The 24,410-nt window shown below is 65.0% G+C and carries 26 protein-coding genes; 14 read left to right on the forward strand and 12 right to left on the reverse strand.

Going from position 1 to position 24,410, the window contains the following annotated elements; translation table 11 throughout:
* The first annotated feature begins 52 nt into the window (after nt 1-52).
* The 3 genes from HNQ40_RS02935 (at nt 53) to HNQ40_RS02945 (ending at nt 1,792) form a co-directional block, all read left to right on the forward strand.
* Entirely contained in the window at nt 53-280 is a 228-nt protein-coding gene (locus HNQ40_RS02935) for a cold-shock protein (protein WP_184676220.1), read from the forward strand.
* A 68-nt stretch (nt 281-348) separates the two neighbouring features.
* Nucleotides 349-1,257, forward strand: a complete 909-nt coding sequence (locus HNQ40_RS02940) for a sensor histidine kinase (protein ID WP_184676222.1) — start codon at nt 349-351, stop codon at nt 1,255-1,257.
* Between the two features lie 181 nt (nt 1,258-1,438).
* Nucleotides 1,439-1,792 (forward strand): L-rhamnose mutarotase, encoded by a 354-nt coding sequence (locus tag HNQ40_RS02945; RefSeq protein ID WP_184676224.1) that lies wholly within the window; start codon nt 1,439-1,441, stop codon nt 1,790-1,792.
* A 138-nt stretch (nt 1,793-1,930) separates the two neighbouring features.
* Here HNQ40_RS02945 and HNQ40_RS02950 read toward each other — a convergent pair whose 3' ends face one another.
* The 3 genes from HNQ40_RS02950 to HNQ40_RS02960 all read right to left on the reverse strand — a co-directional run bounded on the left by HNQ40_RS02950 (nt 1,931) and on the right by HNQ40_RS02960 (nt 3,917).
* Entirely contained in the window at nt 1,931-2,239 is a 309-nt protein-coding gene (locus HNQ40_RS02950; RefSeq protein WP_184676226.1) for a hypothetical protein, read from the reverse strand.
* Nucleotides 2,240-2,627: 388 nt separating this feature from the next.
* Nucleotides 2,628-3,284, reverse strand: a complete 657-nt coding sequence (locus HNQ40_RS02955; protein ID WP_184676228.1) for a bifunctional 4-hydroxy-2-oxoglutarate aldolase/2-dehydro-3-deoxy-phosphogluconate aldolase — start codon at nt 3,282-3,284, stop codon at nt 2,628-2,630.
* Between the two features lie 132 nt (nt 3,285-3,416).
* Nucleotides 3,417-3,917: a DUF2617 family protein gene (locus tag HNQ40_RS02960; protein ID WP_184676230.1), complete on the reverse strand. Its 501-nt coding sequence runs from the start codon at nt 3,915-3,917 to the stop codon at nt 3,417-3,419.
* Nucleotides 3,918-4,185: 268 nt separating this feature from the next.
* Here HNQ40_RS02960 and HNQ40_RS02965 point away from each other — a divergent pair, with 268 nt between their 5' ends.
* The 3 genes from HNQ40_RS02965 (at nt 4,186) to cyaB (ending at nt 6,942) form a co-directional block, all read left to right on the forward strand.
* Nucleotides 4,186-5,706: a hypothetical protein gene (locus HNQ40_RS02965; protein WP_184676232.1), complete on the forward strand. Its 1,521-nt coding sequence runs from the start codon at nt 4,186-4,188 to the stop codon at nt 5,704-5,706.
* Nucleotides 5,706-6,200, forward strand: coding sequence for a hypothetical protein (locus tag HNQ40_RS02970; RefSeq protein WP_184676234.1), 495 nt, complete (start codon nt 5,706-5,708; stop codon nt 6,198-6,200). The genes HNQ40_RS02965 and HNQ40_RS02970 overlap by 1 nt, the downstream gene beginning before the upstream one ends.
* Nucleotides 6,201-6,339: 139 nt before the next feature.
* Complete coding sequence (gene cyaB / locus HNQ40_RS02975) at nt 6,340-6,942, forward strand: class IV adenylate cyclase (RefSeq protein ID WP_184676236.1); 603 nt, start codon at nt 6,340-6,342, stop codon at nt 6,940-6,942.
* A 178-nt stretch (nt 6,943-7,120) separates the two neighbouring features.
* On the opposite strand, the gene HNQ40_RS02980 is transcribed toward cyaB, so the two are convergent.
* Both HNQ40_RS02980 and galK read right to left on the reverse strand, forming a co-directional pair.
* Nucleotides 7,121-7,993 (reverse strand): aminotransferase class IV, encoded by an 873-nt coding sequence (locus tag HNQ40_RS02980; RefSeq protein ID WP_184676238.1) that lies wholly within the window; start codon nt 7,991-7,993, stop codon nt 7,121-7,123.
* Between the two features lie 31 nt (nt 7,994-8,024).
* On the reverse strand, nt 8,025-9,173 hold the full coding sequence (gene galK / locus HNQ40_RS02985; protein ID WP_184676240.1) for a galactokinase: 1,149 nt from the start codon (nt 9,171-9,173) through the stop codon (nt 8,025-8,027).
* Between the two features lie 78 nt (nt 9,174-9,251).
* Between galK and HNQ40_RS02990 the strand changes: the two genes are divergently transcribed.
* The 4 genes from HNQ40_RS02990 (at nt 9,252) to HNQ40_RS03005 (ending at nt 11,919) form a co-directional block, all read left to right on the forward strand.
* A complete protein-coding gene (locus HNQ40_RS02990; RefSeq protein ID WP_184676242.1) occupies nt 9,252-9,650 on the forward strand; it encodes a 3-hydroxyacyl-ACP dehydratase FabZ family protein in 399 nt (132 codons plus the stop codon).
* 138 nt (nt 9,651-9,788) lie between these two features.
* Nucleotides 9,789-10,172, forward strand: coding sequence for an acyl carrier protein (locus tag HNQ40_RS02995; protein ID WP_184676244.1), 384 nt, complete (start codon nt 9,789-9,791; stop codon nt 10,170-10,172).
* Nucleotides 10,173-10,319: 147 nt separating this feature from the next.
* Nucleotides 10,320-10,868 carry a 3-hydroxyacyl-ACP dehydratase FabZ family protein gene (locus tag HNQ40_RS03000; protein ID WP_184676246.1) on the forward strand — a complete coding sequence of 183 codons (549 nt, stop codon included), beginning with the start codon at nt 10,320-10,322 and terminating at the stop codon, nt 10,866-10,868.
* Nucleotides 10,869-10,953: 85 nt separating this feature from the next.
* Nucleotides 10,954-11,919 carry a helix-turn-helix transcriptional regulator gene (locus HNQ40_RS03005; RefSeq protein WP_184676248.1) on the forward strand — a complete coding sequence of 322 codons (966 nt, stop codon included), beginning with the start codon at nt 10,954-10,956 and terminating at the stop codon, nt 11,917-11,919.
* Nucleotides 11,920-12,057: 138 nt separating this feature from the next.
* Here HNQ40_RS03005 and HNQ40_RS03010 read toward each other — a convergent pair whose 3' ends face one another.
* From HNQ40_RS03010 to HNQ40_RS03030, 5 genes are all read right to left on the reverse strand, one after another.
* Nucleotides 12,058-12,900, reverse strand: coding sequence for an NAD(P)H-hydrate dehydratase (locus tag HNQ40_RS03010; protein WP_184676250.1), 843 nt, complete (start codon nt 12,898-12,900; stop codon nt 12,058-12,060).
* A gap of 67 nt (nt 12,901-12,967) precedes the next feature.
* The gene (gene larB / locus HNQ40_RS03015; RefSeq protein WP_246402750.1) at nt 12,968-13,681 is read right to left on the reverse strand and encodes a nickel pincer cofactor biosynthesis protein LarB; all 714 of its coding nucleotides are present in this window, start codon (nt 13,679-13,681) and stop codon (nt 12,968-12,970) included.
* A 206-nt stretch (nt 13,682-13,887) separates the two neighbouring features.
* Nucleotides 13,888-15,420: a transglutaminase-like domain-containing protein gene (locus tag HNQ40_RS03020; RefSeq protein WP_184676254.1), complete on the reverse strand. Its 1,533-nt coding sequence runs from the start codon at nt 15,418-15,420 to the stop codon at nt 13,888-13,890.
* A 367-nt stretch (nt 15,421-15,787) separates the two neighbouring features.
* The gene (locus HNQ40_RS03025; protein WP_184676256.1) at nt 15,788-17,110 is read right to left on the reverse strand and encodes a hypothetical protein; all 1,323 of its coding nucleotides are present in this window, start codon (nt 17,108-17,110) and stop codon (nt 15,788-15,790) included.
* Between the two features lie 129 nt (nt 17,111-17,239).
* A complete protein-coding gene (locus tag HNQ40_RS03030) occupies nt 17,240-18,007 on the reverse strand; it encodes a glycosyltransferase family 2 protein (RefSeq protein WP_184676258.1) in 768 nt (255 codons plus the stop codon).
* Nucleotides 18,008-18,156: 149 nt separating this feature from the next.
* On the opposite strand from HNQ40_RS03030, the gene HNQ40_RS03035 reads away from it, so the two are divergent.
* The gene (locus HNQ40_RS03035; RefSeq protein ID WP_184676260.1) at nt 18,157-19,230 is read left to right on the forward strand and encodes an L-dopachrome tautomerase-related protein; all 1,074 of its coding nucleotides are present in this window, start codon (nt 18,157-18,159) and stop codon (nt 19,228-19,230) included.
* 18 nt (nt 19,231-19,248) lie between these two features.
* Here the strand turns inward: HNQ40_RS03035 and rsmA are convergent, their stop codons facing one another.
* Both rsmA and HNQ40_RS03045 read right to left on the reverse strand, forming a co-directional pair.
* Nucleotides 19,249-20,112: a 16S rRNA (adenine(1518)-N(6)/adenine(1519)-N(6))-dimethyltransferase RsmA gene (gene rsmA, locus HNQ40_RS03040; RefSeq protein WP_184676262.1), complete on the reverse strand. Its 864-nt coding sequence runs from the start codon at nt 20,110-20,112 to the stop codon at nt 19,249-19,251.
* A gap of 22 nt (nt 20,113-20,134) precedes the next feature.
* Entirely contained in the window at nt 20,135-20,797 is a 663-nt protein-coding gene (locus HNQ40_RS03045; protein WP_184676263.1) for an SGNH/GDSL hydrolase family protein, read from the reverse strand.
* A gap of 71 nt (nt 20,798-20,868) precedes the next feature.
* Here HNQ40_RS03045 and mutL point away from each other — a divergent pair, with 71 nt between their 5' ends.
* From mutL to HNQ40_RS03060, 3 genes are all read left to right on the forward strand, one after another.
* Complete coding sequence (mutL, locus tag HNQ40_RS03050) at nt 20,869-22,785, forward strand: DNA mismatch repair endonuclease MutL (RefSeq protein ID WP_184676265.1); 1,917 nt, start codon at nt 20,869-20,871, stop codon at nt 22,783-22,785.
* Nucleotides 22,786-22,842: 57 nt separating this feature from the next.
* Nucleotides 22,843-23,811 (forward strand): outer membrane protein assembly factor BamD, encoded by a 969-nt coding sequence (bamD, locus tag HNQ40_RS03055; protein ID WP_184676268.1) that lies wholly within the window; start codon nt 22,843-22,845, stop codon nt 23,809-23,811.
* Between the two features lie 62 nt (nt 23,812-23,873).
* Nucleotides 23,874-24,353: an LptE family protein gene (locus tag HNQ40_RS03060; protein WP_184676270.1), complete on the forward strand. Its 480-nt coding sequence runs from the start codon at nt 23,874-23,876 to the stop codon at nt 24,351-24,353.
* Nucleotides 24,354-24,410: the final 57 nt, after the last annotated feature.

The following is a 24,410-nucleotide window of genomic DNA, read 5'->3' on the forward strand; positions in this document are numbered from 1 at the left end:
TTCAATCTCCCGTTTCCCTTGCATACCCCTCTCTTTCTGTCAGGAGTTGTTCATGTCTACGCAAGGTTCCGTTAAGTGGTTTGATCCGAAGAAGGGTTATGGGTTCATCTGCGGCCCCGAGGGTCAGGATGTTTTTGTGCACTACTCGCAGATCCAGGGCGACGGCTTCCGCTCGCTCAAAGACGGTGAAGTCGTGGAATATGAACTCATCCAGGGCGAAAAAGGCTACCAGGCCAAAGACGTCCACATGGCTCAACAGGACGCCGTGGCCAACGACTGACGTTTAAGGCCACGCCTCTACACAACCTGCTCCACACGCCCTGCCGAGCGTGAGGTTATCCTTAACCGATGGCTTGGATGACTCTTTTCTTCGGCGTGGCGATCGGCATCCTGTTGGCGATCCCCGCGGCCTGGGGCTGGTCCCGACGGACCGAACGCCGGGTCCGCCAGCTCGAGGCGCGCGCCCGCACCGCCGAGCGTTTGGCCGAGCTCGGCACCATGACCGGCGGCCTCGCACACGAGATCAAGAACCCGCTCTCCACCGTCGGCCTCAACGTCCAGCTCATCCAGGAAGACCTCGCCGACCTCGCGGATGTGCTCCCTGCGCCGCCCGAGCCCGAAGACGGGCAGACGCTGCCCCAACGCCACGGCGACCCGCCCCGCGAACGCCTCGCCCGCATCCAGAAACGCACGGACGGCCTCCACCGCGAGACCGCCCGCCTCCGCGACATCCTCGAAGACTTCCTCCGCTTCGCCGGCCGCGTCGAGCTCGACCGGCAGCCCACCGACCTCAACGCGCTCTGCGACGAACTGATCGACTTCTTCCAGCCCCAGGCGGATGAAGCCCGGGTCAAGCTGCGTTGCGACCTCCATGCCGACCCCGCGATCGTCTCGGCCGACCCCGCCCTGCTCAAGCAGGCCCTGCTCAACCTGCTGATCAACGCCTGCCAGGCGATGACCCTGGCCCGCGAAAAAGACGAGCCGTCGGGCGGCAACAGCGAGCTCATCCTGCGCACCGCCAACACCAAGTCGGCCGGGCAGGATCAGATCGCGATCCACGTCACCGACACCGGCCCCGGCATCGCCCCGGACGTGCTCGAGAAAATCTTCCAGCCCTACTTCTCCTCGAAACGCGGCGGCAGCGGCCTAGGCCTGCCCACCACCCGTCGGCTCGTCGAAGAACACGACGGCACACTCACCGTCCACTCGGACCAAGCCCGGGGCAGCGATTTCGTGATCACCCTGCCCATGGGCTGAGCGATGTGATCATGATCACGCAAGAGCGCCGCCTGTCCTTGTTGCAGTGGCCGCGCGGCGAAAGGTGCGTAGGGTGGGCACTGCCCACCACAACCGTTCTCGACGCCTGCAAGCCATGGTGGGCGATGCCCACCCTACCAGACCCGGATACCCGCTCTCCTGTTTTCCTCAGGGACCCCCAATGCCCCAAGACTCCCCCGCTCGCTACGGCATGACCATCGGCCTCAAGGACGACATGGTCGACGAATACCTCCGCCTCCACGCCAGCGTCTGGCCCGATGTCGATGCGATGATCGGCGAATGCAACATCCGCAACATGTCCATCTTCATCCACGAGCTCCCCGATGGCCACCACTACCTGTTCATGTACCTGGAGTACATCGGCGACGACTTCGACGCCGACATGCAGAAGATGGCGGCCGACCCGATGACCCAGAAGTGGTGGAAAGAAACCGAGCCCTGCCAGCAGCCGCTGCCCAACCGCAAAGCAGGCGAGCTGTGGGCGCAGATGAAAGAAGTCGTCCACCACTGGTGACGACGATTTGGCTTTACCGAGCGTCCTCGGGTGGCCGGGGCAGAATGCCCCGGAACGATCGTATGGAGAGCCCGGGCGTACAGGTTCCGGGGCATCGCTTCGCTCTGCCCCGGCCACCCAACAAATCGTGCTTTCTCGTTACATCGCCTGCCGGTAGTTCCGGCCCCGACGCCTCGACGTCCAATCGACCGAAGACAGCTCATCCGATCGCGCTTCGAACTGCAGTTCCTCGACGCTCATCTCGTCGTTGACGTTGCGTTCCACCTCATGGGTCATGAGGTACAGCGCCGCGTTGTTGAACATCGCCTGAGCCGAGGGCAGCATGAACTTTTGGCTACAGGACGGACACTTCGCCTGGCGGTACGCCGCCACCAATGGTGCCTCAAGTTCCTCCCCGCAGTGCGGGCACTCGGCCAACCCCTTCATCATCCGCTGTTCTTCGGTCATACCCACCACCTGTCCACTGGTTTTCGATCTACCCCGACCCGGCATCTGCCGCGCGACATGCGCTCCCGTCGTTATGAGATGCGGCGCAATCGAGGGCGCACCACCCACGGGAACGCGGCAAGCAGCCAATAAAACCCTGCCCTTCGCAAGGCAAGAGAATGGATTCCCGGAAACGGGATCGCCGCCATTTCGGGCTGTAACGATTGGGAGTCCTCGGGAAGAATCGGGCCAACTTTTTTGCGGTCGGTGGCCGGGGCAGAATGCCCCGGAACAACCACTCGAAAAATCCGCGCATGCAGATTCCGGGGCATCGCTTCGCTCTGCCCCGGCCACCCGGCACTCAGTCTTTGGACTTATCCGGCGAGGGATATCGGCAATTACTTGCGCCTCAGCTGCGGACCTTGGCGACCGCGTCGACGAACTGCTTGGCGAGATCGGTGAGGCCGGCCCAGTCCTGCTTCTCGATCAGGTCTTTCTTCACCAACGCCGAGCCGACGCCGACGCAGCGGGCGCCCGCGGCGAACCAGTCGGGGATGGTGGTGAGGTCGACGCCGCCGGTGGGCGTGAGCTTGAGGTGGGGCATCGGGGCGAGGATGTCCTTGAAGAACTTCGGGCCGTTGTGGTTGGCGGGGAAGACCTTGACCACGTCGCTGCCCGCCTCGAAAGCCTGGAGCACTTCGGTCGGGGTGAACGCGCCGCAGAAGCAGGGCTTGCCGTGCTTGTGGGCCTCTTCGATGATCTCGGGCTTGAAGATCGGGCTGACGACGAACTGGGCACCCGCCTCGATGGCCTGCTTGGCGATCTCACGGTTGAGCACGGAGCCGACGCCGACGAGCATCTGGTCGCCGAGCTGGGTGTGGGCGGTGGCGATGGCGTCGAGCGCCCCGGGGGTGGTCATGGTGATCTCGGCGACGGTCACGCCTCCGTCGGCCAGGGCCTTACAGGTTTCCAGCAGGCCCGAGGAGGCGTTGGCGCGGATGATGGCGACCAGGCCGACGGTTTCGATCTGCTTGACGAGTTCTTCGCGGGAGGGGGTGTTGCTCATGGGCGACAGGATACACAAGTGTGGGGTCGGCGGGTGGCCGGTTTGGCCATGGAATTTGGCGGTCAACGACAAGAGCCCACGAGGTGATCCGTGGGCTCTCGAAGATTCAGGATTGGGGTCTGCGGGACCGGCTTACTTGACGATCTCGAAGATCGACTGGGTCCGCAGGACCGTGCCGTTGTGGGGCACGAGGTGGTACGACTGGACGTGGTACTCGCGCTTGTACTTCTGGGCGTCGAGCACCGAGAGGTGCACACCGTTTTCGGTCTCCCAGCGGTGGCTGAGCGAGCCGGTCTCGTGGGCGAAGACTTCCATCTCACGCAGGGTGGCCTGGTAGAGGTTGTCGGTCAGGGTCTCGGTCTGGATGGTGGTGAAGTAGCCCAGACGGCCCTCGGCCTCCATCTCGAAGTCTTTTTCGCCGAGGCAAGGCAGGGCGTGGACCAGGCCGGTTTCGGGCAGGTGATCGCCCGAATCGACGACGGTTTCGGTCATTTGCTGGTGATCCACGGCAAAACGCACCACGTGGCCGCCGGGGGTGAGCCAGGACTCGATTTCGTACTCGCCGTGCCGGTCGGTGCGGCGGGTCGCGAGGTTAAACAGCTCGGGGTGGAGCGGACGACGGTACAGCATCATCCGGAAAGCTGGGGTATTTAACGATTTATGACTAACGCTCATATATTCCTCATCGCCCGTCCGGGCGTGTTCCAATGGGTGTCGATCGGGTTGTCGAACTATTCCCCACCCAAGCGTCCTGCCCGGGCTTGCACGGATTATAGCGTTCAGGGTTTCGATGGGAACCCCGAACATGCCATTTTGTCGGTGTATAAGCCACTTTTGGGGGGATTATCGGCCATCAATGCCTTCTGGAGGGGTTGCAGGGTCTGAGTCTCACCGGCCGATAATGACCGAGTACGTCTTCTCTTACACCGCTTTTGGCCCCGAGGTTCGGTCCAACATGGCCTGGAAATACCCATTGCTGGAACGCATCGCCGCCGGGAAGGACCCCTGGCTGGTCGACCACCCCTCGGTGGAGCGGGCGATGGGCGTGGCCTGGGACTCGGCCGACCCTGCGGGACGCCGCAAAATCATCGCCACCCTGCTCAGCCGCCGCCAACCCGAAGGCATGGTGGTGCTGATCCAGCGTCTGCACGAGCTCGACCCCGGCTCGCGTGCCGAGCTGGCCCAGCGGATCGACCGCCTGCAAAAACCCATCCGCCTGGTGCTCAGCGGCAGCTCGTCCGCGCAGGACCTCCGGGCCCAGATCAACGCGTTGCTGCTGATCGAGGCCGCCGGGGCGGGCGACCTGACGTATCTGGTATGCGAAAAACTCCGGTCCACGCTGCCCGAGGTCCGTGTTCAGGCGGAAAACACCCTGCGGGGAATGGCCGGCCGTGCCTCAACCATGCCCCCCACCGACGCCCAGCGCCTGACCCAATCGGTGAACGACGCGGTCGTCCGCTTCGGCAATCACAAGAACACCGCCGCCCTCCAGGCCTGGCTGGGGCTGGCCCCTCGCGGACTGGTCGCGGGCGGCGCCGCCATCGAGGCCCTGCAGGACGCAGAACACCCCGCCGTAGGCCCGATGCGAGAGCTGCTCATCGCGCCCGAGCACCCCTTGGTCCGGGCCGGGCTGGTGGCGTGCCTGGCGATCCCCACCCTGACGCTCGCCGCGGTCCAGGGGATGCGGCGCTGCTTCCAAAACCACCATTGGGGCCAGGCGATCGAGGGGCGGGAGCACCTGCTGGATTGGTCCGCGGTTCGGCGTGGCCTAGCCCGAGCAGGCGAGCCCGAGCACCTACTGCCCGCGTCGTGGGAATCACAGAGCGAACAAGCGATCGCGGCACTGCCCGCGTGGATCACCGCCCTGCCGATCTCGCCGTTGAACCAAGCCATCCGGCTAGGGCACCTGACTCACCACGATGCACCACGAACTGCGCGATTCGCCGCGACCCGCCGCTTGATGGACCTGGTCGACACGTCGGCCTCGGATCCGGGTGCGGCGGCCGACCCGCGGGTGTTGGCGGAGGTGCGCCAGCAGCTGCTGAGCCGGGCCGATGACGAAGACGCTTCGATCTCACGATTGGCCGCGACCTGGCTGCTGCGTCGTATCCCCCATGCGGGCCACGACGAAGAAGTCCTGACCGCCCTCTCGCGTTCTCGGCATGAGGCGACCCAGTCGCTGGCGATCCGCCGCCTCGCCGCGTCCGCGTTCGATCGGTTGTGGGACGCCTGGCCACGCCTCAACGACGCCAGCCGACTCAGCGCCGCCCGTGCCGCGCTCAAGGCCGACCCCTTGGCCTACCGCCGACTCGAATCCCAGCTCAAACGCGGCGGCTCCCACCGCACCCGCGCCCTGGAAATCGTGACCTGTGTGCCCCGGCCCGATGCGCTCAACCAATCCTTCGCCGGAGGTGCCGCCTGATGACTTCACCGCTGTTCGACACCTTGCTGCTGTCCTGGGACCAGCTGATCACCGCCGACGGCCGACTGTTCAAAGGCGACCCCGGCGAAGTCGGCTTGCACGCGATCAACCACGGCAGCAACCTCCACTTCGAAGACATCATGGTCATCTTCGGGGTGCTCCTGGTTCTGCTCAGCGGACTCTCACTCCTGAACTGGCTCCGCCAGCAACGCCTCCGCCCCCACAAGCTGGTCGTGTTCAACCGCATCGCCCGGGAGGCGGGCCTGAACTGGGGTGACCGCCTGCTGCTCTGGCGGATCGGCCAGAACCTTGACCTGCCCACCCCGCTCACGCTGATGCTCTGCCCGGGCACGCTCGGCACCTGCTCGCGGCAGTTCACCCACCAGCAGCACCGCGGCCGAGCCGCCCTGAACCTGGCTCGCGCCGCCTCGATCCGGCGACACCTTTTCGGACCTGACGCGGAAGAAATCCAGGATCGAAACGGAATTCAATAATGACATTAACTCATTCTTAAAAAAGATTTAAATCAACGACGACGGGGCATCTACAGGTTTTCGGCATCCCGATGATCACCTATCGGTATTTGTATAGATTCCGTGAGCGCCCGCATGGGAAACCCGTATAATCTGAACCATGATCGTCGAAGTCGAAGCCAAGCTACGTTTGAGCGACCCACAGGCCTTGCGGGACAAGCTCGCCGAACTGGACGCTGTTCACGACCGCGATGTGACCGAAACCAACACCTACTTCGACAGCCCCGATGGCGATTTGAAGAGCTCTGACCAGGGCTTGCGGATCCGCGTCGAGGTCAACCAGGCCACCGGCAAGGTGGACACAGTCGTCACCCACAAAGGCCCCCGCGCCCACGGCAAACTCAAGAGCCGATCGGAAACCGAGGTCGGCGTCAACAACGCACGCTCCGCAGGGCAGATGCTGTCGGTCTTGGGGTACGAGCCGGTGCTGACCTTTGAGAAGCTACGCACCCGCTACCTGCTCGATGGCTGCCGGGTCGAGATCGACACCCTGCCCTACCTCGGCACCTTCGTCGAGATCGAAGGCAACACCGACGACGACGTCCTCGCGGTTCAGGCCAAGCTCGGCCTGGGCGAGCTCCCGCTCATCCGCGCCAGCTATATCGCCATGCTGGTGACCTACCTCCGCGAAAACCGGATCTCCCACACGGTCGTCAGGCTGACCGAAGAGACCCGCGAACCGCAGGTCATCGCGCAGCCCTGAGCGGCGCAACCCGAAACTCTAGACTAGACCCAGCTCGGTTCTACTGGCTTCACGGCAGGGCGAGGCTCCTGCCGAGCCGCGTGTCGCTGAAGCATCTCGGCTCGGCAGGAGCCTCGCCCTCACATGTCTGAGTTAAGCGCCGCAATAAGCGTGTGCGAGCTAAACAATTCCTTCCAACTCAACCGCCCTGCAACAGCAGAGCGCGGTACGCCTCATGCAGACGCTGCGTGGTCGGCCCGGGTGTCCCGTCAGCGATCACCGCATCGCCCACCGAGGTGATGGCGGTGAGTTGGGTCGTGCTGCACACGAACGCCTCGTTCGCAGCTAGCAATTGCTCCCGGGTGAATGCCGCGTCTTCCCGGATGGGTAAGCCCAGATGCTTGGCGAGGTCCAACAGGGTCTGCCGCGTGATCCCGCCGAGGACCCAGCCGTCGTCGGGGTGGGTGCACAGCTGGCCCTCGCGGACGATAAACACGTTGGTCGAAGCGCCTTCGGTGATGTGCTTCTCGTCGGTGCCGGGCTTGGCCCGCTCGAAGATCGCCTCGGCGGCACCGGCCTTGACCGCCTCGGTCTTGGCCAACGACGCGGGCATCAGCATCAGCGACTTGATCCAGCAGCGGGTCCACCGGCAGTCCTCGACGATATGCCCGGCACCCACGGCGAGCGGCGCATCCAGATCGATCGGCTGGGTGGGGTACGCGATCAGCGTGACCGTCGGCTCGGTGCTTTCGGAGACGACAAAGTCGCGTGCCGCGGGGCCACGCGTGACCTGCCAATACACCTTGGCATCTGATAGTTGATTCCGTTCCAAAAGTTCATAGGACAACTCCGCGAACGGCGTAGCGGATACCCCCTCGAGCCCAATACCCGCCATACTGCGGGCCAAACGATCAACATGGGCCTGCATCGCAAAGGCCTTGCCCCGGTCGAAACGTACAACTTCATACACACCATCAGCAAACAGGACACCACGGTCCTGTACATCAAAGTGGGCCTTTGATTCGAGAACAAACTCGAAGTCGTGATAAACAATCGGAGCGGTCACGGCCATGGCTCAATGGTAAGGCCTAGCCGTGCGGTCGTCACAGATCAATCACGCGGGCGCCCTGCGCGGGCTTGGTCGCGAAGGCCGAGGGCTCGATGCCCGTGGCCTGGGTGTACTCGGCGACCAGCTTCTCTTGCACGGCATCGACCTTGCCCGCTTCGCAGAGCGTGACGGTGCATCCGCCGAAGCCGCCGCCGGTCATGCGGGCACCGATGACGCCCGCCTCGGGGCCGAGCGCCGCGGCGAGCTCGACGAGCTTGTCCAGCTCGGGCGTGCTCACCTCAAAGTCGTCACGCAGCGAGTCGTGGCTGGCGTACATCAGGCTGCCGACCTGCGGCCAGTCGCCCGCTTCCATCGCGTCGGCACACTCCAGCGTTCGCTTGATCTCGCCCACCACGTGTCGGCCCCGCGCGAAGTCGGTATCGCCCAAGGTGGCTCGGATCTGTTCGAGGTCCGCCAGCGAGATATCCCGCCAGCTCGCCTTGCCCACGAGCGACTTGGCCCGTTCGCACGATGCGCGGCGCTGGTTGTACTCGTCGCCGAGCTGGTGGGGGTTGTTCGTGTTGATGATCAGGACCGCGAGCTTCTCGGCGTCCAGCGGCACCTCACGCGTCGAGTAGTCCACGCAGTCGATCAAAAGCGCCTTGCCCGCCTGGCCCATCGCGGAGATGAACTGGTCCATGATGCCGCACTTGGTCCCGCCGTAGCGGTGCTCGGCCATCTGACAGAGCAGCGCCTTGTTCACCCCGCCGAGCTGGATCCCGCCCATGGTTTCGAGCAGGGTCGCGGTGGAGACCTCGATCGCCGCCGACGACGACAGCCCCCCGCCCGCCGGGACGTTGGAATCCAGCATCAGTTCGAAACCGGTCGGCGTGTAGCTGAACGCCGCGACGCCACGGAGGTAGCGCGACCAGCTGGGCTCGCCCAGGCCGATGGGGGCATCGTCGACGTCGAAGACCGCCTCGCCGGGCAGCGCGGTGGAGCGCATCTTGGCGGTGGTGTCGGTGCGGAGCCGGCCGACGACGATGGCCTGGCGTTCGATGGCCATGGGCAGCACGTAGCCGTCGCAATAGTCGATGTGTTCGCCGATGAGGTTGACCCGGCCGGGGGCGACGGCGGCGTGGGTCGGCGGGTGGCCGTAGGCCTCTTGGAACAATTTGACGGTATGGGCGAGTTGGTCGTTCACGTGCGGAATGATACTGCCATCTTGTTGCCTTGGGGCGGCGCGGGCGTTACACTTCCGCTCCGCAAACAGGCTAAATCTATGCGTTTCACTTTAATCGACAAGGTTTTAGAGCAAGACGACCAGCATCTGGTGGCGATCAAGAACGTCACCGCCGCCGAGGAGTACCTGGGCGACCACTTCCCGGGGTTCCCCGTGCTCCCGGGCGTGATGATGCTGGAGACCATGACCCAGGCCGCACGCCTGCTGGCCCGCTCGCTGGACGGCCCGCCGACCTCGGGCAACCTGGTCATCGCCGAGGTCCGCAACCTCCGCTACGCCGCGATGGTCCGCCCCGGCCAAACGCTCAAGGTCGAGGTCACCCTCCGCAAACGCGGAGACGACGGAAGCCTCGATTTCCAAGGCCTCGGCACCGTCGGCGAAGAGATCGCCGTGCAGGGCCGATTCAGCCTGACCCCACAGCTTCCCCCCAACAACTAAGCGGGCGATCCAACCCGCCCCACCCGTTCAAACCTGAACCCGCGTGAGTTTGTCGTTAAACTACCGGCTTAACGGTCAAGGAACGACCAACTTCCAACACATAGACGGGCCCCAAGCCCACCACGGAGAGCGACGGCGATGACTTACGACGAAGTTTACGAAAAAGTGCAATCCGTTCTCGAAGACGCCCTGGGCGTGGACGAGGACGAGGTCAGCAAAGAAGCCACCCTGGTCGGCGACCTGGGTGCCGAGTCGATCGACTTCCTCGACATCGTCTTCCGCCTCGAGAAAGAGTTCGACCTCAAGATCGATCAGTCCGAGCTGTTCCCCGAGAACGTGCTGACCGACCCGACCTACGTCGTCGACGGCAAGGTCACCGACGAAGGCATGGCCACCCTCCGCGAACGCCTGCCCCACGCCAACCTCGACGAGTTCGACGGCAACCGCGACGTGGAAGAGTTCTCCAACGTCTTCACCGTTGATGCGGTCGTGAAGTTTGTGCAGAACAAACTAGGGGAATAATTTTAGGTGTTGGGGGCTTAGGTGTTAGGAGCTTAGGCGAAAAGCCTTTGCTTTCTCACCTTCGTGATACTGCCCCGGCACCCTGCGTTGCTCCCGACCCGTTTCCTAAGCCCCTAAGCCCCTAAGACCCAAGCCCCCAACACCTACATGCGCTGGACCTGGCTCGACTTGATTCTGGAACTCGAACGCGAAAGCCGCTGTGTGGCGATCCGTAACGTGGCGTGGGCCGAGGACGTGCTGCACGACCACTTCGACCGCGACGCCGAGGCCGGGCTCAAGGCCGACCCCTCGATGCCGAACTCGTTGGTGATCGAAGGCATGGCCCAGTGTGCCGGGATCCTTGTGGGCCACGCCCGCGACTTCGAAGAAAAAGTCATCCTGGCGAAGATCGGCAAGGCCAAATTCACCGGCCTCGCCGCCCGCCCGGGCTACACCATCCGCCACACCGCCACGCTCGACCGCATCGACACCAGCGGTGCCTCGACCACCGGTGTCGTCGAACTGCTCGACCCGGCCACCGGCGATGCCCACCACTACGCGGACATCAACCTGATGTTCAGCCACATCGATCAGAACCGCAAAGGCCTGGAGTTCCCCGAGCACAACTTCGTGTTCACCCAGGACTTCGCCGACCTGCTGGACCGCTCGGGGTTCCCGATGAAGAACCCGCCTCAGCAGCCGGTGCCCTCGGGGTAACCGCTGCTTGCTACGCCTTGAGACCTGCTGCCCACATCAAGTAGGAAGGATTTGACATTGGAAGGATTCCGGGAAGTGACCATGCATGGGGATTAGCCGCGTTCACCGCCTGATCCGATTGATCACGCTCCTGCAAAGCAGGCAGGCCAAGTCGGCCGACGAACTGACTTTGGACCTGCACGTCAGCCGACGCACGCTGTTCCGCGACCTGAAACTGCTCGAAGCCGCGGGTGTCCCGTACTACCACGAACGGGGCAAGGGCTATCGCATCCGGCAGAGCTACTTCCTCCCGCCGATCAACCTCACGGTCGCCGAGACCATGGGGCTGATGATCCTGGCCAAGTCCGCCGAGGCCGAACGCAACCGGCCGCTTGCCCCCGCCGCGCTCTCGGCGATCTACAAACTCATCGCCATCACCCCCGACCCCATCCGCGAGGCGTGCAGCGACCTCTTGGAAAACATCTCCGTCACGCCGATCCAGCCCGTCGATGGCCACGACGAGACGCGGGTCTACCACGAACTGCAACGCGCCATCGACGAGCAACTCGTCTGCGACGTCGCCTACCAATCCCCCACCGAAGACGAGCCGCTCACCTGCAAACTCATGCCCTACGCGATGCACCTGGCCAACAACGCCTGGTACGTCCTGGGCAAGACCTCCGCCCACGGCAACGAAGTCCGCGTGCTCAAACTTGTCCGCTTCCGCTCCGTCGAACTCACCCGACGGCGATTCAAACGCCCGGCCAAGTTTCAGGTCTCCGATAAGCTCGGCCTCGCCTGGAAGCTGATACCCGAAGGCAAGGAGTACAACATCGAGATCGAGTTCAGCGCCAAGGTCGCCACGAACGTGACCGAGGTCCGCTGGCACTCCACCCAACAGATCAAGACCCTCGACGACGGCCGGTGCCGGGTGAGCTTCCGAGTCGACGGTCTCAACGAGATCGCGTGGTGGGTGTGTGGGTACGCCGATCAGGCCCGCGTGATCAAGCCGGCAGCGCTTCGGAAACGGGTGCGCGAGATGCACGAGCGGGCGTCAAAACTCAACACCTGACTCAATTTTGTTTCGCGTCATCCCATCAAAAGGTTTAGCGGGTGACGCGAAGCGTCCCGCGAGATACGCTCGGAAAACGCGGGGCACTTCGTGCCACCCGCTAAACCAGTGGGCGGATGGCTCAAAACATTCGAAGCATCACGCGTTTTCGAGCCGCGCGATCGCCGCGGGCAGTTCACCCGCAAGTTCCATCGCCAACATGCCGCGCGAACCGTTGGCGTCTCGCCAGGCGTCGGCTGCGCTGCCGTGCAGGTGCGCGCCCAATACCCCGGCATCAAACGCATCACACCCCTGTGCGAGCAGCGAGGCAATCAAGCCGGTGAGGACGTCGCCCGTGCCCGCGGTGGCAAGCACCGGGTTGCCCGTGGTGTTGCGATAAACGCGATGCCCATCGCTCACGATCGTGTGTTGGCCCTTGAGGAGCACCACCGCGCCGGTCGCCCGTGCCAGGGCCGCCGCGGCGTCTGGGCGTTGCTGGGGGTCGGTCGGGTCGCCCTCGATGCCGAGTTGCTCGGCGAGTCGGCGGAACTCGCCGGGGTGGGGCGTGAGGACCCATGGCTTGTCGGACGACCGCTCAAACGCCTCCCCGATCGCCAGCGCGTTCAGGCCGTCGGCGTCCACAACCAGCGGGTTGGGCCAATCCAGGAACCCGCGCACCAGCACGTCAAATCCCTTCTCCTGCCCCAGCCCCGGGCCGATCGCGATCACGGTTTTCCCGTCGCCCTTCGCGCCGCCGAGGTCTTTCAAACCGATGCCCGTGGCGCTGGGTTGGATCGCCAGCACCGAGGCGAGCACCTGTAGCGCCCCCGCGACTTTGACCAGGCCCACGCCGCCGCGGAGGGCGGCTGTCGCACACAACGCCGGGGCGCCGGGCATGCGCAAGCTGCCGCCGACGACCACGACGGTGCCGAAGGTGCCCTTGTGCCCGTCTTCCGGACGTGGGGGCAGTGCCGGTAGAGATTCAACCCAATCCAGTTTCATCAAACCGATGCTCCGAGACACGCGCGGTTGAGCCGCGGCGCTGCATAGTGTGAATCACACCTTCCGATTATCCGCTTCCGTTTTCCGGATTCCTGCCCCCGCGTAAGACCGCCCGTTCGATCTGGCACGCCGCGTACGCTGCGCCGAAGCCGTTGTCGATGTTCACAACGGTGACGCCCGAGGCGCAGGAGTTGAGCATGCCCAGGAGCGCCGACAGCCCGCCGAAGCTCGCGCCGTAGCCCACGCTCGTCGGCACCGCGATCACCGGCACGTCCACCAAGCCCCCCACCACGCTCGGCAACGCGCCCTCCATCCCCGCCACCACGACCACGCAATTGCCCGCCCGCACCTCGTCGAGCCGCCCCATGATCCGGTGCAGCCCCGCCACGCCCACGTCGTTGATCGGGTACGGCTCGAAGCCCAGTGCCTTGCAGGTCAACGCCACCTCTTCGGCGACCTTCAAGTCACTCGTCCCCGCGGTCACGATCGGGATGGGGGTGGTCGACTTCGACTCGGCCGTGCCGACGATCACCGCGCCGCAGCGCTCGCCGACCTCGATCGGTTGCTTGCCGTCGAACGCCTCACGCATCGCGGCGACCTGCGCGTCGTCACAGCGCGTCGCCAACACGCACGGGCTCGAGCCACGCTCGAGCAGTTCCTGGGCAATCGCCACAACCTCGTGCGGCAGCTTGCCCGCCGCGTAGATCACCTCGCCATGCCCGCAGCGGGCGGCGCGGTCGTGGTCAACGGTCGCAAAATCAGACGAAGAACCTTCTTGCATCACATTCCTGGGGGCTGGTGTCACGGTGTTGTCACTCATGGGGAACGAAGTCTTAGATACTACTCTCGCTTCGTTGAAGCGGCCGAGAAATCCTGACTGGTTTCAGAGGGGCATTCCGGGGCCCCCCCGAATCGGCCGCAAATAAACTCCCCCTCGCGGGCCGCACTTCCGGGCGGTCCGCGAGGGTTTTTCTTCAAACACGCCGGTCAGTCTTTCTCGTAGACCGTCTCAACGACTTCGATCTCAAGGTTGCCCAGCAACGGCAGCAACGCCGCCATGTCGTTGCCGACCAAGCCTTCGTTCATGTCGGAGACGGACAACGCGATGTGCGTCGCGTCGAAGCGGACCCCGCCCGGGAGCGTGGCGTCAAAGTCGACCCATTGGCCCGATTGAACCGCAGGGCCGCCGGGGGCGGGGTCAACTTCGATCCACGCCTGGGTCCACATGTGATACCCAAAAATGCCTTCATGCCCCGCGAACTGGTCGGCGTACACTAAACCGCTCACGCAACGCGACGGGATTCCCGCCCCCCGCAGCAACGCCGCAAGCAGCACAGCGTGTTCGGTGCAGTCGCCCTGCTTCGTGCGGGCCACGTCGCTGGCGGTGGCGAAGCCGACCGACAGGTCCTTGGTTTGCACCTTGCGGTGGACTTCCTGCCGGAGGAATTCCGCGACCGCTTCCGGGCCGCCCGCCAACCGGGCACGCTTCAGCGGTTCGAGCCAAGCCTGGATCGCGGGGTCTTGGTGGTTAAGGATCGGCGAAGCCGCAAGATAGTTCTCGTCGGGAAACAAGCCTTGCTCGACATGGTCAACGACCACCGTCAATTCCCCATCGGGCTGAAAATTCTGGCCGTGCCTGTCGGGTAGGAATGGGAGCGGCGATCCGTCTTTCGTCGATAGTTTGTAACTCGCCCGCACCAATTCCCGCGGGCGGTCGATCGGCCGACTGGGCACGACGAACGTCTGGGCCATCATCTCTGCCGGGGTCAGCTCGGACAGGGCCAGGGCCTTGTCGGCCTGCAGCACCGTGATCGACATGCCCGGCATCAGATCGATCGTCGACTTGATCGACTTGCCTTCCGCATCGACATACTCCCGCATCGTGATGCCCGGCATGGCCGAGACAGTCGCGTCCCAGGCGATGGCGGGCACGACCTTGCCGTAGACCTCGACATCCTCGGGGCCACGCACCTGCATGGTCATATCCACCGCTTGCAGGCCCGACGCGATGTCTACCGTGCTGACCTGGATCGTCTCGGCCCCGGCCTCGAGCTGCTGTTCGACGTACCGCCCCATCGCGGCGGGTGGGAGCCAGTCGCCCTCGATCGGGCGTTTCATGGTGGTCTGCATCCGCCCCGCCTGCCCGGAGCTGACCTTCATCGCCTTTTCGCCGAACTCGACCTCGGTGACCATCGGCAGCCCGCCCATGCTCATCGACGAGCTCGCCCGGATCGGCTCGCCCTGGGCCGACTCAACGAAGCCCTGCGTAACCTCGATCTCAAGGCGGGTCCCGCCGCGGGCCATGACGAGTTTGGTGGTCTGGTTCGTGGTGATGTCGCCGTTCTCCGCGGTGGCTTCGGTGGTGTGCATGTACCCGATGCGGTCCTCGCCGTTGAGCAGGACGAACCAGTCTTCTTCCACGGCCGGGGCGTCGGCCCGGGCGGTGGCGGTGACGACGCCAACCGCCAACACCATGGCGAGTTTGAGATAGGCCGAGATCAACGAACGGTGACGTTTCATGAGTGAATCCTAAGACGGGAACGGCTGACTGGTCTGGAAGTGGTCTGGTCGTGGTCTACTTTTGGTGGTCTGGTCTGCGGTTAGACCCGTTCCAGACCAGTTGACCGCCCTGTTGCCATGCGACAACGCCTCCCCAAGCGACAGGCTCGGGCGGGAACGGCAAGCGGGTGACCAGCGGGATCGAGCAAAAGAGACTCCAATAAAACCTTATTTTACCCTAACAAAACGCATTCTCAACGATTTTCTTCCCGACATGCCCCAGCAATCTCATCTTCAGAGGCAATGCCGTAGGTCAGGTCTTCGACCTGACGCGGTCCGCGCAGATTGCCGAGTCAGGTCGAAGACCTGACCTACGGGACCGGCCGACCTACCCGGGCTTGCCGGGCTCGCTGGACAGTTGTCCGAGGGGATACGCGATCTGTTGCCGCAGCGTTTCAAGCTGGCTCGGCGGGTAGAGCAGGAATGACCAGTCACGCTTTTGCGCTAGCCGGGCGTTGGCCACGCCCAGGCGGGTGGTTTCCACGGCCCGCCTCGCCTCGGCGATCACTTGGCCGTGCTGGTCCGCCAGCTCGCCGTTGATCTGGTGGATGAGTTCAAACGCGGCGCGTCGGCGTTGCTTGTCGCGGTCGTCGTGCATGCGGTCCAGGAGCTCGCGCTTCTCGCGGGCCGGGGTGTGGTCGAGGGCGAGCTCGCGGTCGAGGTTGTGCGGCAGGTGGTGGGCCCGCCACACCGCACGCTCGACGTCATCCGGCGTATTCACCGGTAGGTCGCCGAAGTCGAGGCGCACGTCCGCGGTGGCGAGCGCCATCGGCGCGAGCGTTTCGCCGCGCCAGTGCTGCCACCACTGCTCGGTGATGCGGTCGTACTGCCAGCCGCCGGTGCCGTGGATGAAGAGGCCGCAGCGGTCGGGCCGACGCAGCAATGCGGTCATGAGCAGCGCACGCGGGGCAAGCGTGACATCGTCGGTGAGCGGCTCGCCGTCCTCGGTGATGAAGATCGGCGTCGAGTCGGCGATGTCCACATACACCCGCTCCCGGGGCTGCATCCAACGCAGCGCCCACACCGGCACCTCCACCCGATCCGGCTCGATCCCCATCGGCTTCATGCCCGCGCCCGGATAAGCACTCACCGCCTGGTTGTACAACGCTGCGCACCGCGGAGCATCGTGCAAAAGCTGATTCCCGATCTCGGTTTCATCCGCCAACAACGTCGAAGCGAAGACCGGCGGGCTCCCCGCGGCATACGCCGGCAGCAGGCAACGCAGGACCTGATCCATCTGCGCCGCCAGGCTCTCGGCCTGCGCCGCAGATGCGAACGCCTCGGCCAATCGATCCGCATCCAACGCGGTGTCGCGCCGCATCGCGTTCAACGTCATCGACATCGCGGCAGATTGAACCGGCGGCTGCATCCCGACCGGAACGCCCGGCAGCACCGGGGCCAACTGAAACGTCTGGGTGTAAAGCCGCTGGCCATCGACGCGCGGTACGGTGAGCTTCAACGGGTCGTAGACATCCTGATCGACGGCGACGTGTGCGAAGGGAATCCCCGTGGGCTCGGACACCGCTTGAGCGGCCAGATACTTCGCCAGGATCCCCGGGTGGAACAGGGTGAGTTGGTGCCCGGTCCAGATCGGGCGCTGGGCCGTGGGCGTGGGCCACTGATCGATCGGGGGTTCGAGGCGGGTGTGCATGGCTGGGTTTCGCCGCTTCGCTTGAATCTGCGTGATCGAAGGTTCCAACTTTAGCCGGGGGTGAATCACCCCCGGTGCCGCGGCCCCGGGGCCTGTTAGGCCCCGGCTATTTTGATCGTCGCTCCGTGTTCACGCCGTCGTGGTGACCTGCCCGTTTCGGGCCTCCAATGCCTCGGCGTGCCTATCGACCTCACGTTCAAACACCTCGCGGTAGTGGGCCAGGCGTTGCTCGGCGTCATCGAGCGGGCCGCCGAAGGAACGGTTCGGGTCGTTGTAGATCAGCTTGATGGGCAGCTCTTTCACGCGGTGCCCCGCGACGGCGTGCTGCACCCAGAACTGCAGCGGGATCGCGTAGCCGTCCACGCAGAGGTTGAGGTCCGCCAACGCCGAGACGCGGTAGGCCTTGTACCCGCAGAAGGCGTCGGTGATGTCCAGGTGCAGCTGATCGTTGACCCAGCCGGTGATGGTGCGGTTGATCTTGCGGCGTTCTTCGGGCGGCGGGTCGCCGCACTGGTCGGTGCTGACGTAGCGGCTGCCGGAGATGACGTCGGCGTCGTCGGCGAGGATGGCTTCTTCGAACGCGGGCAGGCTCTCGGGCTCGTGCTGCTCGTCGCAGTCCATCGTGATGAGCCAGTCGTAGTCGTAGGTCTGGGCCCAGCGGAACGCGTCGCGGATCGCCCGGCCGTAGCCGAGGTTGGTCTTGTGCCGGATCACGTCGACCGGCTGCATCGCCAGCAGCATCGGGGTGTAGTCCGTCGAGCCGTCGTCGATCACCAGGACATCGTCACTCGCGAATTCGGCGATCTTCGCGATGACGTTCTGGATGTACTTCTGCTCGTTGTAGACGGGCACCGCCACGAGGATGCGCGGCGAGTCGGACGGTTCGGACTGGGACATTGAGGGAGCTCCGTGGGATGCCTAAACCTTAGACTTGGGAGTGCCTCAGATCAATCCCTTCTGTGCCGAACCGACGGGCTTTGCCGCGAAAGCCCTGCCTACACTTCCGCGTTCGATGAGCCGCCCTGCCAACCCCCCAGGAACCCAAGATGAAAGCCCCACTTTTTTCTCTGCTCGCCCTGGCATTGATCTGCCTGCAACCCGCCGCCCAGGGCCAGGACGCCCTGCCGTACGGAACCCTGGTGGAGCTGGACCAAAGGCCCGGCAACCCCGCGGTCGGGCCGGACGGCACGGTGTACTTTTCGATGCACCCGATGGACGGGCCGGAGTTCAAGATCATGCGGCTGGAAGACGACGGCCAGTCGGCGCCTTACCCGAGCGCCGAATTCTCCAGGTCGCTCGGCGCGGTGATCGGCGTGTTCGTCACCCGCGACGGCGTGCTGTGGATGCTGGACATGGGCAGCCCCGAGACCAATGCGAAGCTGGTCGGCTGGTCGACCGTGACGGACACGCTGCACGCGGTGCACTACCTGCCGAACGAAGTCAGCGTGGGCAACTCGTTCCACCAGGACTTTGCGATCGACGAGGTGCGTGGCCGGGCGTTTATCGCGGACATGAGCCGGGGCGACATGGTGGGCGAAAGCCTGCCCGCGATCGTGGTGATCGATCTCAACACCGGCGAGACCCGCCGCGTGCTCCAGGGAGTGGCCGCGCTGCAACCTAAAGACGACCCGGTCGCCAACGTGGATGGCAACCCGATGACGTTTACCGGGGCCGACGGGGTCACGACGCCGCTGCGCCTCGGGCTCAACCCCATCGGCATCGATCAGGCCAATCGCTACGTCTACTTCTCCACCATCACGCCCGGCCCGATGTACCGCATCGACGCCGCCCTGCTCGGCGACTTCGACGCCAGCGACAAACAACTCGCCGCAGCGATCGAAGAAGTCGGCCCCAAGCCCACCAGCGACGGCATCGCGGTCGACGGCGACACGGTCTACATCACCAACCTCGAAGCCAACGCCATCACCGCCCTGCACGACGGCAAGCTCCACCACGTCGCTCAGCACGAAACGATGTCTTGGCCCGACGGGGTCGCGGTCGCGCCGGATGGCTCGCTGATCGTCACGATCAACCAGTTGCATAAAGTCCCGCCGTTCAATGGCGGAACCGACGGGGGCGAGCCGCCGTTCATGGTGGTGCGGATCGCGGCGCCGGAGTAAGGTCGAGGCGTAATTCGGTTACTTAATGTCTGACCCCAACATCTCGGCCAAGGCGATGAGCTGCTCAACGGTGAGCGCATCCGGCCGGGTGTCGTGACTGATGCCTTCGGGGAGCTCGGTGTCCCGGCCGAGGATCGAGCCGAGCTGCTTGCGACGCTTCGTGAAGAGAGTTTTGAGCGTTGCGGAAAACGCCTTGGGGTCGTCGGTCAACGGCTGGGGGCGACGCTTGAGGTGAACCACGGTTGAGGCAACCTTGGGGGGCGGCCAGAAGCAGCCGGGGGCCAGGGTGCCGACGGTACGGACCTCGCAGAGGGTTTGGATGAGGATGCCGAGTGGGCCGTAGGCCTTGCTACCGGGTTTGGCTTCGAGGCGGTCGGCGACTTCCTTTTGGATCATCACCACCGCGTCGCTCATGGCGGGGTGATCGACCGCGAGATTGGCCATCAGCGGCGAGGCGACGTGGTACGGCAGGTTCGCGATCAGCTTGAACGACTCCCGACCCGAAGACGCGACCCGGGCCATTGTCGGCTCGATGACGGCCGGGTTGATCGTGTGCTTGCCCGCCAAGGCATCCCCCACGACCAGCGTGAAGCGATCGCCCTGCCCATCGGGCAACCCGGCCATGCGGTGCGTGAGCACGGGCTCGAGGTCGGTATCGATCTCGACCGCCACCACCTCGGCCCCTACTTCGAGCAGCCGCTCGGTCAACGCGCCCGTGCCCGGGCCCACCTCGAGCACCACATCCCCCGCTTGCAGGTCGGCGGCGTCCATGATGCGGCGCATGTGGTTGCCGTCGTGCAGGAAGTTCTGCCCGAACTTATGCTTGGGGCGGAGGCCGTGCGCGGCGAGGAGGGTCTTGATTTCGGAGAGGGTCTGAGCCACGCCGGGAAGATAGCAGTTTCGGTCAGAGGTTGGCGGCCGCGTCGAGCCACGCGTCGGCCATGAGTTGATGGCCCGCCTCGGACGGGTGCACGCCGTCGCCCGCCCAGTGATCGGGGCCCGCCTGGGCGAGGGCGTCGTTGAAGACCGTCTGGAACGGAACGAACACATCCGCGTAGTCCTCGGCGATCGCGCGGACGAGCTTGGCCCGCTCGTCGATGTCGGGGTGGAAGTTCAGCTCGGTCACCGCGCCGCACTCGAGCGCGAACGGCTCGCAGATCACCAGCTTCACGTCGGGCAGCTCGGCCCTGGTGCGGTCGAGCAGTTCGCGGTAGATGCGGCCGAACTCGGGCAGGCTGGTGCCGCCTTCGGGGACGTCGAGAGGTTGGCCCTTGGCGGTGCCGTGCCAGGTGTCGTTGACGCCGATGAGGATCGAGAGGACGGTTGGCTTGAGGGCGAGGGCGTCTTCGGCCCAGCGATCGCGGAGGTGCCAGACGCGGTTGCCGGAGATGCCACGGTTGTGGACGGTGACGCCGGGGAGTTCGGCGAGCAGCCGCTGGGCGACGCGGTTGGCGTAGCCGTTGCCTAGGGAAGCGGGGTCGTTGGCGAGCTGCCGATCGCGGTCGCGGCCGCAGTCGGTGATGGAGTCGCCCTGGAAGAGCACGACGTCTTGGGGAGTCAGGGGCATGGGGTTCCTCTTGTGAAAAACACGGCGGGGCGAAAACTTCCGGCGGCCGGGGTCGGGTAAGATAGCTCGTTATGCCGATCCGCAAACTGTCTCCGCTGCTTGTGAACCAGATCGCCGCGGGTGAGGTGATCGAACGCCCCGCGTCGGTGGTGAAGGAACTGATCGAGAACTGCCTCGATGCGGGGGCGACGCGGATCGATATCGCCATCGAAGAAGGCGGGCTCAAGCTCATCCGCATCGCCGACGACGGCCACGGCATCCCCGCCGAGGAACTTCCCCTCGCCCTCACCCAACACGCCACGTCCAAACTCGAAACCGCCGAGCAGCTCGCCGCGATCGAGACGCTGGGCTTCCGCGGCGAAGCGCTGGCGTCGATCGCCAGTGTCAGCCGCTTACGGCTCAGCAGCCGGACCCCCGACAACGACTCGGGCCACATCATCGAGCAGGCCGGCGACGAGATCACCCCGCCCCGCCCCGCCGCGATGGCGCCCGGCACGGTGATCGAGGTCCGCGACTTGTTCTTCAACACCCCCGCCCGCCGCAAGTTCATGCGCACCGCCGCGACCGAGTTCGGCCACATCGCCGACACCGTGAACCGCACCGCGATGGTCCACCCCGCCGTGGGCTTCACGTTCACGCACAACGGGCGCAAGTCCATCGACCTTCCGCCCAACGACGACCAGCGCCAGCGCTGCGTCAACATCCTGGGCAAAGAACTCGAACCCGCCCTGCTCGAGTTCGAGCACCACGACACCCGCCCCATCGAAAACGACGCCGAGGGCCAGCCGCTGCAACCCGCAAGCATCTGGGGCCTGGCGGGCGAACCCTCGATCGCGCGGAGCTCGAGCAAGTTCCAATACCTCTGCGTCAACGGCCGACCGGTGAAAGACCGCAACCTCGCCCACGCGGTGAAGGAGGCCTACCGCGGACTGATCGCCCCGGACAAGCAGCCCGTCGCGGTGGTCTTTGTCGAACTCGACCCGACGCTGGTGGATGTGAACGTGCACCCGACCAAGGCCGAGGTCCGCTTCACCAAGCCCAGCAGCGTGCACGGGCTGGCGCTGTCGCAGGTGCGTCAGCGGTTGTTGGCGACGGATTTGGTGCCGGATGCGTCGTTGAAGGGATCCGGGGGTTGGGGGTTGGGGGTTGGGGGCTTGGGACAAGGCAAGGGGGATACGCCTGCTGCGCCCATCGCGACGCCGACGCCCAATGCGTTTGTGGACTACTTCAAGCAGATGGACCCCAAGCAGAAGGGGTTCGTGTACGAAGAAGTAAAGCGGGAGATGGTCGAGACCGACATGTTCGCCGACGCCGAGCCCTCAGCAGCCCCGGCCTCCGAGATCCGAAATCCGCAACCCGAAGTCCGCGACATCCTGCAGTTCCACAACAGCTACGTCGTCACCCACGACAACACCCCCGGCCGCGAGCCAGGCCTGATCATCGTCGACCAGCACGCCCTGCACGAACGCATCATGTTCGAAGAGTTCCGCCAGCGCATCCTCGTCGCGGGCGGCAATCTCGAGTCGCAGCGGCTGCTCATGCCGGCCGTCGTCGATGCGGATGCGAAACGGCAGTCGCTGCTGGACAACGTCAAGCCGTTGCTGACCCGGCTGGGCATCGAGGCCGAGCCGCTGGGACCGTCGGCCGTGGGCGTGCAGGCGTTCCCGTCGCTGCTGTTCGAGCGCGGCGTGGACCCGATCGCGTTCATGAACGAGCTGCTCGACAAGGCCGAGGCGGGCGACCTTTCGTCCACCGACCTGCGTCCCGAAGCCGACGTCGACACCGCCGAGGCGGCGCTGCACGAAGTCCTGGACATGATGTCCTGCAAAGCCGCGGTCAAAGCGGGCGACAAACTCAGCGACACCGAGCTCGCCGCGTTGCTGGCCAAGCGTGACGAGATCGAGCGCAGCAGCTCCTGCCCCCACGGCCGCCCCACCACCGTCCGCCTCACCCTCAAAGACCTCGAAAAGCAGTTCCACCGGGCGTAGTCCTTGCCACCCGCTCCCGGCTGTGTGGCCGGTTGAGCAACACCGTAGAATGTCCGCATGTTCAGGCTCGTTGTCTTCTCAGCCCTGTTATCCCTGACCGCCGTCCAAGCCCTTGGCCAGACGTCTTACGAACTGACCGACGGAGGCTTTGCCGAGGTCGCCGTGCCCGAGCCGGGGACGCCCGCGGCGGAGCTGGCGGCGGCGCGGAAGCTCATCGCGCAGGACGAGCCCAAGAAGGCGCTCAAAGCCCTGGAAGCCTGGATCGAGGACTACCCCAACGACCCGCTCGCGGTCGAGGCCTATCTGCTGCGGGGCGACGCCAAGGCCGCCAACGGCGATTTCTACAAGGCCCTGTTCGACTACGAAGAAGTCATCACCTACTACCCCGCTTCGGAGCAGTTCTGGACCGCGATCGAGCGGGAGTACGAGATCGGGGTGCTCTTCACCACGGGCTTCAAGCGCAAGCTCTGGGGCGTCCGCTGGCTCCCCGCCGACGGCGAAGGCGCCGAGCTGCTCATCCGCGTTCAGGAACGGGCTCCGGGTTCGCCCATCGGCGAGCAGGCCAGCATCGCCCTGGCCGACCACTACTTCAACAGCAGCCAGATGATCCTGGCGACCGAGGCCTACGACCTGTTCCTGATCAACTACCCCGAGAGCGAGCTGCGGCAGTGGGCGTTGCTCCGGCTGATCCAGGCGAGCCTGGCCCGGTTCAAGGGCCCCGAGTTCGACGGCACCGGACTGATCGACGCCGGGGAACGCCTCCGCCAGTACCGAGACGAATACCCCGCGGCCGCCGAACGGGTGGGCGTCGATGCGCTGCTGGTCCGTATTCGCGAATCGCTGGCGCGGCGGGATTACGCCAGCGCCAACTGGTACGACCGCACCGGCGAGAACGTCTCGGCCGCCCTGCTCTACCGACGCCTGATTCAAGAATACTCCGACACCACCGCGGCCCGCGACGCGGTCGCCCGGCTCGAAGCCATGGGCGAGCCGCCGGTGCTGCCCGAAGACGAGGGGGACGAGTGATGAAGAGCCAATCGCATCCCCTCCAACGTTTAGCGGGCGATCGCAGATCGCCAGGGCTCCTGGTGATCGCCCTCTTTGTGCTGTCCGGTGTCGGCTGCGGCTACTCCACCGCGGAGCTGTTCCCCGAGGAGTACCAGAGCGTGGCGGTGCCCATCTTTGACAACCGCACGTTCTACCGGGGCATCGAATACGACCTGACCGAGGCGTTGGTCAAGGAGATCGAGCAGCGTACGCCGTACAAGACGATGGACGCCAACGTGGCGGACACGCTGCTGTCGGGCACGGTTTCGAGCGTCGTCGTGCAGCAGCTCAGCCGGACCCGGGAAGGCGGCCTGCCCCAGGAGGTCCAGGTCACCGTCACGATCGACTACGACTGGACCGACCAGCGGAGCGGGGCCAAGATCACCAGCCGACGCAACTTCTCCGGCGTGGGCCGATACGTGCCCACCCAGCCCGTGGGCGAATCCTTTGAGATCGGCCAGCACGCGGCGGTCCAGCGGCTGGCCCGGGACGTGGTCTCGTCGCTGCGGGGCGATTGGTAAACCCGGGCGGGGATTCGGCCGTACATTAATATGCAGGTCTGCGTCACACCCCGACGA

This window comes from Algisphaera agarilytica (assembly GCF_014207595.1).
Lineage (GTDB): Bacteria > Planctomycetota > Phycisphaerae > Phycisphaerales > Phycisphaeraceae > Algisphaera > Algisphaera agarilytica.

What these genes read in the sequence shown, in the direction of transcription:
- HNQ40_RS03000 (WP_184676246.1), top strand. Translation starts at nt 10,320, where the DNA reads ATGCGCTGGACCTGGCTCGACTTGATTCTGGAACTCGAACGCGAAAGC.
- larB (WP_246402750.1), bottom strand. Translation starts at nt 13,681, where the DNA reads ATGCAAGAAGGTTCTTCGTCTGATTTTGCGACCGTTGACCACGACCGC.
- cyaB (WP_184676236.1), top strand. Translation starts at nt 6,340, where the DNA reads ATGATCGTCGAAGTCGAAGCCAAGCTACGTTTGAGCGACCCACAGGCC.
- HNQ40_RS02970 (WP_184676234.1), top strand. Translation starts at nt 5,706, where the DNA reads ATGACTTCACCGCTGTTCGACACCTTGCTGCTGTCCTGGGACCAGCTG.
- HNQ40_RS03035 (WP_184676260.1), top strand. Translation starts at nt 18,157, where the DNA reads ATGAAAGCCCCACTTTTTTCTCTGCTCGCCCTGGCATTGATCTGCCTG.
- HNQ40_RS03005 (WP_184676248.1), top strand. Translation starts at nt 10,954, where the DNA reads ATGGGGATTAGCCGCGTTCACCGCCTGATCCGATTGATCACGCTCCTG.
- HNQ40_RS02955 (WP_184676228.1), bottom strand. Translation starts at nt 3,284, where the DNA reads ATGAGCAACACCCCCTCCCGCGAAGAACTCGTCAAGCAGATCGAAACC.
- bamD (WP_184676268.1), top strand. Translation starts at nt 22,843, where the DNA reads ATGTTCAGGCTCGTTGTCTTCTCAGCCCTGTTATCCCTGACCGCCGTC.
- HNQ40_RS02960 (WP_184676230.1), bottom strand. Translation starts at nt 3,917, where the DNA reads ATGATGCTGTACCGTCGTCCGCTCCACCCCGAGCTGTTTAACCTCGCG.
- HNQ40_RS02945 (WP_184676224.1), top strand. Translation starts at nt 1,439, where the DNA reads ATGCCCCAAGACTCCCCCGCTCGCTACGGCATGACCATCGGCCTCAAG.
- mutL (WP_184676265.1), top strand. Translation starts at nt 20,869, where the DNA reads ATGCCGATCCGCAAACTGTCTCCGCTGCTTGTGAACCAGATCGCCGCG.
- HNQ40_RS03010 (WP_184676250.1), bottom strand. Translation starts at nt 12,900, where the DNA reads ATGAAACTGGATTGGGTTGAATCTCTACCGGCACTGCCCCCACGTCCG.
- HNQ40_RS02990 (WP_184676242.1), top strand. Translation starts at nt 9,252, where the DNA reads ATGCGTTTCACTTTAATCGACAAGGTTTTAGAGCAAGACGACCAGCAT.
- HNQ40_RS03030 (WP_184676258.1), bottom strand. Translation starts at nt 18,007, where the DNA reads ATGTCCCAGTCCGAACCGTCCGACTCGCCGCGCATCCTCGTGGCGGTG.
- HNQ40_RS03020 (WP_184676254.1), bottom strand. Translation starts at nt 15,420, where the DNA reads ATGAAACGTCACCGTTCGTTGATCTCGGCCTATCTCAAACTCGCCATG.
- HNQ40_RS02935 (WP_184676220.1), top strand. Translation starts at nt 53, where the DNA reads ATGTCTACGCAAGGTTCCGTTAAGTGGTTTGATCCGAAGAAGGGTTAT.
- HNQ40_RS02995 (WP_184676244.1), top strand. Translation starts at nt 9,789, where the DNA reads ATGACTTACGACGAAGTTTACGAAAAAGTGCAATCCGTTCTCGAAGAC.
- HNQ40_RS02950 (WP_184676226.1), bottom strand. Translation starts at nt 2,239, where the DNA reads ATGACCGAAGAACAGCGGATGATGAAGGGGTTGGCCGAGTGCCCGCAC.
- HNQ40_RS02940 (WP_184676222.1), top strand. Translation starts at nt 349, where the DNA reads ATGGCTTGGATGACTCTTTTCTTCGGCGTGGCGATCGGCATCCTGTTG.
- HNQ40_RS03045 (WP_184676263.1), bottom strand. Translation starts at nt 20,797, where the DNA reads ATGCCCCTGACTCCCCAAGACGTCGTGCTCTTCCAGGGCGACTCCATC.
- HNQ40_RS03025 (WP_184676256.1), bottom strand. Translation starts at nt 17,110, where the DNA reads ATGCACACCCGCCTCGAACCCCCGATCGATCAGTGGCCCACGCCCACG.
- HNQ40_RS02965 (WP_184676232.1), top strand. Translation starts at nt 4,186, where the DNA reads ATGACCGAGTACGTCTTCTCTTACACCGCTTTTGGCCCCGAGGTTCGG.
- HNQ40_RS02980 (WP_184676238.1), bottom strand. Translation starts at nt 7,993, where the DNA reads ATGGCCGTGACCGCTCCGATTGTTTATCACGACTTCGAGTTTGTTCTC.